The 11,127-nt window shown below is 65.4% G+C and carries 14 protein-coding genes; 4 read left to right on the forward strand and 10 right to left on the reverse strand.

Annotated elements, in window-relative coordinates:
- Positions 1-220: 220 nt before the first annotated feature.
- Entirely contained in the window at positions 221-574 is a 354-nt protein-coding gene (locus ABW18_RS10070) for a hypothetical protein (protein ID WP_231894366.1), read from the forward strand.
- 63 nt (positions 575-637) lie between these two features.
- Here ABW18_RS10070 and ABW18_RS10075 read toward each other — a convergent pair whose 3' ends face one another.
- Positions 638-1,270, reverse strand: a complete 633-nt coding sequence (locus ABW18_RS10075) for a DUF4190 domain-containing protein (RefSeq protein WP_049698841.1) — start codon at positions 1,268-1,270, stop codon at positions 638-640.
- A 122-nt stretch (positions 1,271-1,392) separates the two neighbouring features.
- A complete protein-coding gene (locus ABW18_RS10080) occupies positions 1,393-1,899 on the reverse strand; it encodes an MTB12 C-terminal domain-containing protein (RefSeq protein ID WP_049698842.1) in 507 nt (168 codons plus the stop codon).
- A 146-nt stretch (positions 1,900-2,045) separates the two neighbouring features.
- Between ABW18_RS10080 and ABW18_RS10085 the strand changes: the two genes are divergently transcribed.
- Complete coding sequence (locus tag ABW18_RS10085) at positions 2,046-3,155, forward strand: LLM class flavin-dependent oxidoreductase (RefSeq protein WP_049698843.1); 1,110 nt, start codon at positions 2,046-2,048, stop codon at positions 3,153-3,155.
- Positions 3,152-3,817, forward strand: coding sequence for an FMN reductase (locus ABW18_RS10090; protein WP_049698844.1), 666 nt, complete (start codon positions 3,152-3,154; stop codon positions 3,815-3,817). The genes ABW18_RS10085 and ABW18_RS10090 overlap by 4 nt, the downstream gene beginning before the upstream one ends.
- Before the next feature lie 29 nt (positions 3,818-3,846).
- On the opposite strand, the gene ABW18_RS10095 is transcribed toward ABW18_RS10090, so the two are convergent.
- Positions 3,847-4,860: a pirin family protein gene (locus ABW18_RS10095; protein ID WP_049698845.1), complete on the reverse strand. Its 1,014-nt coding sequence runs from the start codon at positions 4,858-4,860 to the stop codon at positions 3,847-3,849.
- Between the two features lie 123 nt (positions 4,861-4,983).
- Positions 4,984-5,730: an acetoacetate decarboxylase family protein gene (locus ABW18_RS10100; protein ID WP_049698846.1), complete on the reverse strand. Its 747-nt coding sequence runs from the start codon at positions 5,728-5,730 to the stop codon at positions 4,984-4,986.
- Between the two features lie 291 nt (positions 5,731-6,021).
- Here ABW18_RS10100 and ABW18_RS10105 point away from each other — a divergent pair, with 291 nt between their 5' ends.
- Positions 6,022-6,402: a LuxR C-terminal-related transcriptional regulator gene (locus ABW18_RS10105; RefSeq protein ID WP_231894365.1), complete on the forward strand. Its 381-nt coding sequence runs from the start codon at positions 6,022-6,024 to the stop codon at positions 6,400-6,402.
- A 3-nt stretch (positions 6,403-6,405) separates the two neighbouring features.
- Here ABW18_RS10105 and ABW18_RS10110 read toward each other — a convergent pair whose 3' ends face one another.
- From ABW18_RS10110 to ABW18_RS10135, 6 genes are all read right to left on the reverse strand, one after another.
- On the reverse strand, positions 6,406-7,398 hold the full coding sequence (locus ABW18_RS10110; RefSeq protein WP_049699044.1) for an alpha/beta hydrolase: 993 nt from the start codon (positions 7,396-7,398) through the stop codon (positions 6,406-6,408).
- 74 nt (positions 7,399-7,472) lie between these two features.
- A complete protein-coding gene (locus tag ABW18_RS10115) occupies positions 7,473-8,315 on the reverse strand; it encodes an anti-sigma factor (RefSeq protein ID WP_049699045.1) in 843 nt (280 codons plus the stop codon).
- Positions 8,308-8,967, reverse strand: a complete 660-nt coding sequence (locus tag ABW18_RS10120; RefSeq protein ID WP_197494632.1) for a sigma-70 family RNA polymerase sigma factor — start codon at positions 8,965-8,967, stop codon at positions 8,308-8,310. The genes ABW18_RS10115 and ABW18_RS10120 overlap by 8 nt, the downstream gene beginning before the upstream one ends.
- Positions 8,968-9,014: 47 nt before the next feature.
- Positions 9,015-9,797, reverse strand: a complete 783-nt coding sequence (locus ABW18_RS10125) for an ABC transporter permease (RefSeq protein WP_049698849.1) — start codon at positions 9,795-9,797, stop codon at positions 9,015-9,017.
- Positions 9,787-10,884 (reverse strand): ATP-binding cassette domain-containing protein, encoded by a 1,098-nt coding sequence (locus ABW18_RS10130; protein WP_049698850.1) that lies wholly within the window; start codon positions 10,882-10,884, stop codon positions 9,787-9,789. The genes ABW18_RS10125 and ABW18_RS10130 overlap by 11 nt, the downstream gene beginning before the upstream one ends.
- Positions 10,877-11,122, reverse strand: coding sequence for an MbtH family protein (locus tag ABW18_RS10135; protein WP_049698851.1), 246 nt, complete (start codon positions 11,120-11,122; stop codon positions 10,877-10,879). Before ABW18_RS10135 ends, ABW18_RS10130 begins: the two co-directional genes overlap by 8 nt.
- Positions 11,123-11,127: the final 5 nt, after the last annotated feature.

Genomic DNA, 11,127 nt, shown 5'->3' on the forward strand with positions numbered 1-11,127 from the left:
CGACACGACGACGTAATCGCCGACCGGTGACACGCATATAACGCTTTCACACCAGTCACATCAGCAACATTGGATACCTGCTGACGCCTCAGTAGCATCGGGTTTTGTAGAAACACGAAATCCGAGTGGAATTCGTCACATAGTACGGTGGTTCGTCTTCCGAACAAGTCGCTTAGGTGCATTCTGTTCGAAAGGATCGACGCCATCGTTGGGAGGCAAGATGGCTGAGGTCGGAGATGTCGACGCGTGGGGTGCTCGAGGTCGAATGATGACGGAATTGCGTAACGACGTGAAGCGGCGCGCTGAGGCGACGCCGTGGATGACGGCTGTTCGCTTGGGGGGCGATTCGGCGACGTACGCCGAGCTTGCGGAGAGCATGTCGTCGTACGAAAAGGTGATGAAGCGAAACGGTATGTCGTCGGAGGCCGCGATCTACGCGGCACTGCTTCACTCGCTCCCGTCGATTGCCACGGTCAGCGATCCCGTCAAGCAGGGCGCGATGATCGATCAGGTTCTCGCCTGGCTCGGTCGCAATCTGCCGTTCTCCGGTGGTTCGCTCCGGGCCGTGGGCTGACGCTCCCGCCCTGCGGCACCAACTCACTGGCCGCGGCACCAACTCACCGGCCGCGGCACCAACTCACAAGCCTGCTATCACCAGCACCAGCAGCATGATCGGAATGCCGATCACCGCGGCGATCGTGCCGAGGACTATTCCGGTGACCGCGCGGCCACTGCCTCGATAGCGGGTCGGGTGTCGGTGAATCTGGCGAACGCCCGCAGCACCGAGCACCATCGACAAGAGCCCGACGACCCCGCCGATGCCCAACACCGGAATAAGTGGGAACGCGGCCAATGCGGTCACCAACGACGCTGTGGTCAGCGGCGATGTCCGCGGTCGCGCGGGCACCTGACTGGCGAGAGGTACCGGATGGACCGTCGGTATCACCGTCGGCGTGAGGATCACGCGTTCAGCGTGGGCGAGGTCCCAGTAGTCGCCTACCTCCGGTAGTGGGGTATCGCGAGATGTATCTCGTGTCCGCACGCGGAGGCCTTCGATGGGCACGGGATTGCGTCGTGATCGCGGCGCGTCGTCGCCACGGCCAGATGACGCGGCGTCCGGTACCGAGTACGCCTCCGAGGCATCCGGCGTCGACGAAGCATCCGGTATGGAGGGCAGCGACATCGACTCCAGCACGTTCGACTGCGGCCAGCGCTCGTAACGGTCGGTTGCTGCCGGTTCGATCGGCGCTGTGTGGTGTTCGGTTCGCATCGGCCCTCCTCGTAGTGAGTCTACCGATGCACACCGCGCCGCCCCGGAATGAAGAGTCCGGAACGGCGCGGAGTGGGTGGATCTGTACTGAGGCGTCTGGCGAATCAGCGGCGTCTGGCGAATCAGCCGCCGTGCTGGCCCATCATCGAGGTGAGCTGGGTGACGGCGTTGCCGGACAGCTTCCACTCGCCATCGACCTTCACGTACGAGAGCGTGATGTTCGCGGGGTTGGACGTGTGCGGGCTCTTGACCTCCACGCTGGCATCCGCAGCGTTGTCGCCGGTCTTCTTGACCTCGGTCACGGTGTACACATCGGGTCCGTAGCCCGCTGCCGACGCGCCCTTGGCGTACGCCTGGATCGCGGTCTTGGTGACCGGATTGCTGGTGTCGACGACCTTCTCGAGCTCGTCGGACGAGGTATTGGGGTCGACGGCCTTACGGAGGATGTCCTGGGCGTCGGAATTGGTCAGGCCGGCGATCGCCGCGGCGGCCTGGCTCGTCGCCTCGGTGACATTGCTGGTGGCGCTTGCGACGGTATCGCTGGCGCTGTCCGAACCTGAACAGCCCGCTACAGCGACAAGTGCGGCGCCCGCGATCATGGCTGCCGCGAGAGACTTCCGAAGCTTCATTGCTACTCCTGACGACGAATTGTAAGGCCACACTAACCGATCGCTTTACGTCGACGAGGGGCGGCACTACACGTGGGAATTAACCGGACCGTGGTCCGGTTATGGCGAGTGAAAGGTTTCGTATCCGTCATTCCAGGAGGCATGACATGCAGTTCGGACTGTTTTCCGTCAGCGACATCACGGCCGACCCTACGACGGGAGTCGAGCCGACAGAACACGAGCGCATCAAGGCATCGGTGGCTATCGCGAAGAAGGCCGAGGACATCGGTCTCGACGTGTACGCCCTCGGCGAGCACCACAATCCACCGTTCTTCTCGTCGTCACCGACGACGACTCTCGCCTACATCGCAGCTCAGACGAGCAAGCTGCACCTCTCCACCGCGACGACCCTGATCACCACCAACGACCCGGTCAAGATCGCCGAGGACTTTGCCATGCTGCAACACCTCGCCGACGGCCGCGTCGACCTGATGCTCGGACGTGGCAACACCGGCCCGGTGTACCCGTGGTTCGGCAAGGACATCCGGCAGGGCATCCCGCTGGCCATCGAGAACTATCACCTGCTGCATCGGTTGTGGACCGAGGACGTCGTCGACTGGGAGGGCAAGTTCCGCACCCCGCTGCAGTCGTTCACCTCGACGCCGCGTCCGCTCGACGACGTCGCGCCCTTCGTCTGGCACGGCTCGATCCGCAGTCCGGAGATCGCTGAGCAGGCCGCCTATTACGGTGACGGCTTCTTCGCCAACCACATCTTCTGGCCCGCCGAGCACTCGAAGCGACTGATCGACTTCTATCGGGAGCGCTACGAGCACTACGGACACGGAAAGGCGAGTCAGGCGATCGTCGGGCTCGGTGGTCAGTTCTTCATCAGGAAGAACTCCCAGGACGCCGTCAACGAGTTCCGTCCCTACTTCGACAACGCGCCGGTGTACGGGCACGGACCGTCGTTGGAGGACTTCAGTCGCGAGACGCCGCTCACGGTCGGCAGCCCGCAGGAGTTCATCGACCGCACGCTCTCGTTCCGCGACACCTTCGGCGACTACCAGCGCCAGCTGTTCCTCGTCGACCACGCGGGCCTGCCGCTCAAGACGGTCCTCGAGCAGCTCGACGAGCTCGGCGAGGTGCTCCCCGAACTCCGCAAGGGATTCGCAGAAGGCCGCCCGGCAGATGTTCCCGACGCGCCGACGCACGCCTCGCTCGTCGCGGCACGCGACGCAGAGGAGCTTGCAGAGCAGGAAACACAGGTGAACGCATGAAGCCATTGACACTCGTCGCAGTGAACGCAGGCCTTAGCGAACCGTCGTCGACGAGGATGCTCGTCGACCGGCTCACCGACGACGCCGCGTCGCTCGTGCGGTCGCAGGGCGGCGACGTCGACGTGCAAATCATCGATCTGCGTGACCTCGCGGTCGACATCGGGCGTTCGCTGGCAACCGGTTTCGCGACCGGTGCTGCGGGCGACGCCATCCGGTCCGTTGAGGACGCCGACGCGCTGATCGTCGCGACCCCGGTGTTCAACGCGTCGTACTCGGGTTTGTTCAAGTCGTTCTTCGACCTCGTCGACGTCGACGCGATGGAGGGCAAGCCGGTCCTCATCGCGGCGACCGGAGGCAGTCCCCGGCACTCGATGGTCCTCGACCATGCGCTGCGTCCGTTGTTCGGCTACCTGCGCACCGTCGTCGTACCGACCGGCGTCTACGCGGCGTCGGAGGACTGGGCGTCGACCTCCGGCGACACGGCAACGCTATCCGACCGAATCCGCCGGGCCGCAACACAATTGGTGGCGCTCATGCCCACCGGAACTGTTCGGCACGCCGTTACGTCGCAGACGTCGGACGCTGATCGCGGCGAGCAGCGGGTACACGCGGGCGAGGAGGCGGGGATCGCCAACTTCGCTCGTCTGCTCGCAGGCGATTGAGTGATAGAGACTGGGCGAACGGGACTGGACTATGCGCGCCCGGGAGTGTTCTCCCGGGCGCGCAGTCGTGTGCCCGGAAGGGTCGGCGCCGGCAGGTGTTGCACCTCGCCGGTGTAGCCCTGCACCTGGCCGAAGCGTTCGCTGTGCGCCATCCACTCCTCGCGCGCGAGGACGATCTCCTCGTGGCTGCGCCCGACGAAGTTCCACCACATGATGATGTCGTCGTCGAACGGTGCACCCCCGAGCACGATGACCCGCGCGTCGTCGTCGCCGCGGTTGGCGAGGACGATGGTCTCGGCGCCGACTCCGACGTAGCCGAGTTCGGTCCGCTCGAGCGGACCTGTCGTCGAATCGACGATCTCCACGCGACCGGAGTCGATGAGGAATCCGTGTTCGAATCCGGGGTCGACGTCGAGCGTGACGTCGGCTCCCGGCGGGATGCGCAGTTCAGCGCCCAGCAGTGGCGTGAACGTCTCGACGGGCGACGTGCTGCCGAGCAGTGTGCCGAGAAAGATGAGTGCCGTCACGTCGCCGACGGTGATCGCCGGTGGCGCGTAGTGGGCGAAGTCGCGTGCGGTGTTCGCGGACTCGGCGGGGAGTGCGACCCACAACTGCACGCCGTGAAGGACCGTGGTGTCGGGTGTGGAGACCTCGGTATGGGCGATGCCGTGCCCGGAGGTCATCAGGTTCAGTTCGCCCGGCCGGACCATCGCGTGATTGCCCATCGTGTCCCGGTGCTCGATCTCACCGGTGAAAAGCCAACTGACCGTTTGCAATCCGATGTGCGGATGCGGTGGGACGTCCATGCCGCCGGTGGCCGAGACGTCGTCCGGGCCGTAGTGATCGGCGAAGCACCACGCTCCGATCAGCGACCGTTCCCGTTGCGGCAGGGTGCGATGCACCGTCATGGCACGCGGCCCGCCGAGCGGTACGTCGCGCGCGGTGAGCACCTCGACGCGCAGCGATCCGTCATGATCGGGATCGGCGTTCTCGGCCTCGGTCTGGCAGTCGATCTCGGCCGGGTGTGCTTCGAGGTTGCTCATGGCTCGTGTGCCTTTCGGCTGGCGCCTTTCGGCTTGTGGACCGTTTGGCTGTGGGGCTGATGACGCCAGTCTAGGAACAGTCGAGTCGACGACGCGTGCCCGGTGCGATCGGCGAGCCGAATCTCAGAGATCGGTGGCGTCGTCGAATGTCATGGCCAGGTGTGCCACCGACATCGTCATGGCGGCGTGCCGGGCCAACTTCAGGTCACGTAGTTCTTCTGCGATCGGGTGACCGCCGAGCGTCAGGGTGGCGCCGCCGATCCGTGCGCGGACACCGCTCAGTGATCCCAGCCGCCACGGTATGGAGCGCAGCGTTCCGTCGAGGCACGAGTAGGCGGTGAGTTCCGCATCCCCTGAGCCCGCGGGGACCGGCAGGCCCGGTGCGGTCTCGAGCGCCGCGATGAGGCTTCCGTCGTGCGAGACGCTGCCGCGCTTGCGCGAGCTGTCATGGTCGACGTCGAAGTCGGCGAGAAACTTGGGGAAGCCCCAAATCCCGCGCCCTGCCTGACGGGTGAACTCGCCGTCGACCGGAAGCCGATGAATCAATGCGTGCGCATCGCCGCGCAACACCGAGCCGAGCGCATTGATGGGCGATGGACGTTGCGCCGGATTCTCGACGAGCAAACACACACCGAACTCGTTGTATGGGCCGAGATCTCCGTCGACGTAGTCGACGAATACCAGCATCACCATTCCGCGGCCCGGGCGCATCCGCAGTGGACGAAGGGGCGATGCGCCCGACGATTCTATGGCTCGCGCCATCGCGTCGGCGTCGGCGGTGAATCCCGCGACGATGCACCGCGCATCTCTGACCTGGACGGGCATCGTGAGCGTGGTACCTGCGACGGTGTGGGTCGACGGGGAGGGCATGAGGTCCCTTTCTGACAGCGACGGACAAACGAGAACGTGTTCTAGTTTGGCATACCGTCTGCTGAGCGATGGCTCCCCGGCCTGAATGTGTGTCTTATCGAAAGATGTGGCTGCTGCGGCACCCACATCTTTCGATCGGACACACATTTGGGCGCAGCAATCCAGCGCCGATTGTTGCGAATGCAACAAAGGCCCCATTTAGGGGACTACCGACATGTCAGACCCAATCCTTACTATTTGCTGTGAGTTGGGGATCGCTGTCGTAAAGACATGATGTGTAAGGACGTACTGGTGACCGTAGTTTCTCAGACCGGGGGGCCTCTCGCGGCGCCATCGCCTGTGCCCGGCGTCGTAGTCGATCGCGTCGCGACGTCGACCGCGTCCGCTCGCACCGAGATCGCCCGCATGGACGACTACCGCCACGGCCACGACGTCGCCGCCATGCGCCGGCCGGTGCTGTCGCGCCGCGAGGTCGAGGTGTTGTTGACCTGGCTGCGTGCCGAGTCGAAAGAAGACGCTGCGGCGACGCTGTTCATTTCGGCCTCGACCGTGAGCACCCACCTCGCGCGTATCCGCGCGAAGTACACGGCCGCCGGCCGTCCCGCCCCGACGAAGACCCATTTGCTGGCTCGCGCGCTCCAGGACGGTTACACCAGCCTCGACCTCTGGTGAGGTCTACGCCCCGATGTCTCGGGCGATCGACGGCCAGGTCTGATGCAGGTCGTCCTGCCAGTAGCCCCACGAGTGGGTTCCGCCTGAGCGCAGATTGACCTTGGCGGGAATGCCGAGCTGCGCGAGGCGCGTGGCCATCTGGCGTGTGCACTGATCGATGCCGAACTCGATCGCTCCGCCGAGCAGCGCCTGGTTCGCCAGCACCAGCCCGTCGCCGTCGATCGACGGGTCGGACAATTGTTCGTGCTTGCCGGGAAGTCCGGTGCCCGCGGTCATGTAGACCTTGGTGCCGCGTAGCTTCGCCGCGTTGAGATAGGGATCGTTCGCCCGCCAACCGGGTCCATTCAGCGGCCCCCACATGTTGACCATGTTGCCGCCGCCGCGGTTCTCGACGACGAAGCGGATGTACTGCTGGCCGACGGGGTCGCTGGTGCGAGCACAGCCGCTGAACGCAGCAATCGAGCGGTACATCCCGGGAGCCGCCAGCGCGAGGTTGAACACCGTGGTGCCGGCCATCGAGATGCCTGCTGCGGCAACCTTTCCGGTGGTCGGGAAGCGCTTGTCGATCAGGGGTGGCAGTTCTTTGGTGAGGAACGTCTGCCACTTGTTGCGTCCGAGGACCGGGTCGTCGCGTTGCCAATCGGTGTAGTACGAGAACGCACCGCCGATCGGGGTCACGACGTAGACGTTCTTGTCGGCGAAGAACTTCTTGTAGTCGGTGCGGGCGTCCCACGTGGCTGAATCCTCGCCACCGCCTGCGCCGTTGAGCAGGTACAGCGTCGGCGCGGGACGCGTGCGGTTCTTCGGCGTCAACACCGTGATCGGGACGATGCGATCCATCGACGCCGAATGCACCATCAGCGTCACCTGCTGGGGTGAATCGTCGGTCGAACTGACGATGCTCGACGTCGGCGCCGCCTGCGCGGGTGCCGTCGCCCCGAGGAACGCGGCCAGCGTGAGCCCAAGGGTCAGCCAGATCAGGTGTTGTCGACGCATCATTGCTCCTGCGATCACTCGTGACGTCTGCGAGGCCGCGTTTCCCAAACGTCGACCCGCAGGCGTGAGTCGCGCTACAGCGCGACCTGCGTCAGGATATCGGTCGTCGGTTGAGCCGATCCACCCTGTGGCTCGATCGTCACCGCGAGCACCGTCGAGGAGTCGAGGGAATCGATCACCTGCGGGGCGCTGGAGCCGGTACCCGCGACCAGGCCCGCTGAGACCGGGGTGGCCGCTTTGCCGATCAGCCACAACTGGAAAGTCTGGTCCGCGGGGATGGGGTTGCGCTGGTCGCGCACTACGGCGACAGCGCGGTTCGCCGACTTCGAACTCACTACGGTGATGGTGCCTCGATCATCGGCGAGCGACGAGACGGTCGACCGCGCATCAGGTGCGGCAAGAATGTCGGAGACCTGTTGGGCGGTGGTTGTCGTCGTCTGCTCCGGTGCGGTGGATCGTCCGATCAGTACACCAGCACCGAGCGCGACGGCCACCGCGACCGCTGCAGCGCCGACCGCGACTGCGACACGCCCGCGCCTGCTGCGCGCGCGGTCGATCGGAACAACGGTCGCGGGGTCACCGTCGGAGACGTCTGGGTGGTCGGTGTCGGTGTCGCTCGGCTCTTCGGTGTCGGAGACGCCCGGCCGTGAGGTGTCGGTGCTCCTCGGCCCTTCGGCGTCGGCGCTGAACACGTGGTCGAGGACCGTCGTGCGCATCTCTGGGGGTGCGGCGAGTGCGAATCCGCTTGCGAGGTCGGTGATGGCCGACTGGATGTCGGTGATGCGTGCGAGGTAGATCCGGAGTTCGACGGCGCTGAGGTCGTCGAGTTCGCGGCGCACGCGTTCGGTCTCGGCGGGCGTCAGCGCGTCGATCGCATACAGCTCGATGTGGTCGTCGAGCCACTCGGTGTCAGCCATCGGACTCACCGTGCAGACACTTCTTGAGCCGGCGGAGGCCGTCGCGGATGCGGGATTTGATCGTCGGGAGCGGAGTGGACATGACGGCCGCGACCTCGGGATACGTCATGCCGTTGAAGTACGACATCTCGATGCTCGCGCGTTGGAGTTCCGTCAGCCGGTCGAGGCACGTGTGCAGGGTGCGGGTCTCCTCGCGGTCGACGACCACTTCGAGTGGAATCGGGTGCGGGGTACTCGCGTTGCCTGCGCCGTACTCGGCGGCCTTGCGTTGCTGGAGTTCCTCCGTGCGGACGCGATCGACGGCGCGCCGATGCGCGATCGTCATCATCCACGTGATCACCGAGCCCCGCGACGGCTGATACTGGTCGGCCTTCTGCCAATATTGCAGGTAGGACTCCTGTACGACCTCATCGGCGTAGTGCACGTCGCGGATCACCCGGAGCGCGAGGCCGTAGATGCGTGCGCTGGTGAGGTCGTAGAGGTGACTGAATGCCGCGCGGTCGCCGCCTGCGGATGCGGTCAGCAGATCACGAAGGGTTCCGGCTTCCGACGTCGAGCCTCCGGGGCGGTCGTCGTCTCCCGTCGCTGCGTGGCCGGATGTCACTCCACCACCGTAGCCACGCCTGACGTCAGGTGTCGCGATTACGCCCATACGGTGTCGTGTCGTGTCGGGATCGGCACGACCATCGGGCCGTCGACTCATCTGCTTGCCGCACGCCGGTAGAGCATCAGCGACAACGGCATGCACACCGCGAGGATCACGAGGCTCGCACCGATCGAGTAGCCGAGCGCGTGGTCGGCGACCCACCCGGACGGTGGCACGAAGTTCGACGGCGCGCCGTTGCCGAGGTGCTCGCGACTCGTCGTGGCGACAGCCGTCACCGGATTCCACTCGGCGATCGTTCGTAGCGGCCCCGGCAGGCTGGCCGCCGAGATGAATGCCGACGACAGGAACGTCACCGGGAACATCCACAGGAACCCGATGCTCTGCGCCACTTCGACATTGGGCGCTATCAGCCCGGTGACCGCGCCCACCCATGCCATCGCGAGCGCGAACAGGATGATCACCCCGAACGCGATTGCCGCGTCGGCGAGCGAGCCGTGGACCCGCCACCCGATGACCAGTCCGCTGATCACCATGACCGCGAGTCCGACGAGGCCGAGCAGCATGTCGGAGCCCACCCGCCCGGCGATGACGGCCAATCGCGACATGGGCAACGAGCGCAGCCGGTCGATGATCCCGTCCGACATGTCGTTGGCAAGTCCCACCGTGGTGAACGCTGCGTTGAAAACGACTGTCTGCGTGAAGATCCCGGCCATCAGGTACTCGCGGTAGGAGTGCCCTCCGAACGTCGCGCCGAAGGCGTAGGCGAAGAGGAACACGAACATCAGCGGCTGAATGGTCGCGCTGACGAGCAGGGTGGGGATGCGTCGCACCGTGAGCAGGTTGCGCTCGACGATGACTGCTGTGTCAGTGAACATCGGCGGGCTCCCTTGTCTCGCGGTTCGTCGCCGTGTCGCCATCGGCGTTGATGGTGTGGTCGGTCAGTTGAAGGAAGACGTCGTCGAGTGTTGGTCCGGCAACGGAGACGCTGCGCACCGGCGTGCCTCCGGCGTCGAGTGCACGGATGGCGTCCGGTATGTCGGCAGCACCGTCAGCGACGGGCACCGTCCACGTCCCTGTTTCGGATCGATGAGGGTTTCCGACGCCGATTGCCGCCAATGTTCTTGCGACGACGGCGGATTCGGAAGCTGTCGGCTCGCCGTCGAACTCGACGGTGAGGATTTCGGGGGTGATGGAGTTCTTGAGCTCGTCTGCGCTGCCCTGCGCGCGGATCGTTCCGTGGTCGATGACGGTGATCTCGTCGGCGAGTGTGTCGGCTTCCTCGAGGTACTGGGTGGTGAGCAACACGGTGGTTCCCGCATCCACCTGTGCGGCGATCAGGTCCCAGATCTGACGTCGGCCCCGTGGGTCGAGTCCTGTGGTCGGCTCGTCGAGGATGACGAGGCGCGGGTGGTTGATGAGCGCTCCAGCGAGGTCGAGTCGTCGCCGCATGCCGCCCGAGTAGGTGCGCATCGGTCGGTCGGCGGCATCGTCGAGGCCGAGTTCGGCGATCATGTCGCGCGCGAGGACAGATGCGTCGCGACGACGATGGCCGTAGAGCTGCGCCACCATGCGTAGGTTCTCGAAGCCGGTGAGGGTGCCGTCCACAGCGGCGTATTGCCCTGAGACGCCGATGATTTCGCGCGCCCGGTCGGGCTCACGCAGTGCATCGATCCCCGAGACGGTGACCGTGCCGGCATCGGGGCGCAGCAGAGTGGCCACCATGCGAACGGTGGTCGTCTTGCCCGCACCGTTGGGACCCAGGAGAGCGTGGACGGTGCCCGCCGGAATCGTGAGGTCGAGATCCCCGACGGCGACGACAGCGCGGCCTCGGCGCAGCAGTCCGGAGGTGAAGACCTTTCGTACACCGCGGATCTCGAGTGCGTTCTGTGTGGCCCCGGTGTCGGACGACCCGGTATCTGTCCTGTCGCGATCGGGCGTATCCGTGGTGCTGGGCTCAGTCATCCTGTGTCGTCCCGTGGTCGGCACGCTTACTCCCTTCCATTGCTTCGATCAGGCTCTTCGGGCGCAGGTCGGTCCAATTCTCTTCGACGTAGCGCAGGCAGTCGTCGTGGCCCGACGGCCCGTGCACGCTGCGCCAGCCGGTGGGGACAGGCGCGAACTGGGGCCACAGCGAGTGTTGGTTCTCGTGGTTGACCAGCACCAGGAACACGCCGTTGACGTCGTCGAACGGATTGGTCATGAGTG

Source organism: Gordonia jacobaea (assembly GCF_001186365.1).
Lineage (GTDB): Bacteria > Actinomycetota > Actinomycetes > Mycobacteriales > Mycobacteriaceae > Gordonia > Gordonia jacobaea.

Coding starts and splice junctions, on each gene's coding strand:
- ABW18_RS10070 (WP_231894366.1), top strand. CDS start 221: ATGGCTGAGGTCGGAGATGTCGACGCGTGGGGTGCTCGAGGTCGAATG.
- ABW18_RS10075 (WP_049698841.1), bottom strand. CDS start 1,270: ATGCGAACCGAACACCACACAGCGCCGATCGAACCGGCAGCAACCGAC.
- ABW18_RS10080 (WP_049698842.1), bottom strand. CDS start 1,899: ATGAAGCTTCGGAAGTCTCTCGCGGCAGCCATGATCGCGGGCGCCGCA.
- ABW18_RS10085 (WP_049698843.1), top strand. CDS start 2,046: ATGCAGTTCGGACTGTTTTCCGTCAGCGACATCACGGCCGACCCTACG.
- ABW18_RS10090 (WP_049698844.1), top strand. CDS start 3,152: ATGAAGCCATTGACACTCGTCGCAGTGAACGCAGGCCTTAGCGAACCG.
- ABW18_RS10095 (WP_049698845.1), bottom strand. CDS start 4,860: ATGAGCAACCTCGAAGCACACCCGGCCGAGATCGACTGCCAGACCGAG.
- ABW18_RS10100 (WP_049698846.1), bottom strand. CDS start 5,730: ATGCCCTCCCCGTCGACCCACACCGTCGCAGGTACCACGCTCACGATG.
- ABW18_RS10110 (WP_049699044.1), bottom strand. CDS start 7,398: ATGCGTCGACAACACCTGATCTGGCTGACCCTTGGGCTCACGCTGGCC.
- ABW18_RS10115 (WP_049699045.1), bottom strand. CDS start 8,315: ATGGCTGACACCGAGTGGCTCGACGACCACATCGAGCTGTATGCGATC.
- ABW18_RS10120 (WP_197494632.1), bottom strand. CDS start 8,967: ATGGGCGTAATCGCGACACCTGACGTCAGGCGTGGCTACGGTGGTGGA.
- ABW18_RS10125 (WP_049698849.1), bottom strand. CDS start 9,797: ATGTTCACTGACACAGCAGTCATCGTCGAGCGCAACCTGCTCACGGTG.
- ABW18_RS10130 (WP_049698850.1), bottom strand. CDS start 10,884: ATGACTGAGCCCAGCACCACGGATACGCCCGATCGCGACAGGACAGAT.
- ABW18_RS10135 (WP_049698851.1), bottom strand. CDS start 11,122: ATGACCAATCCGTTCGACGACGTCAACGGCGTGTTCCTGGTGCTGGTC.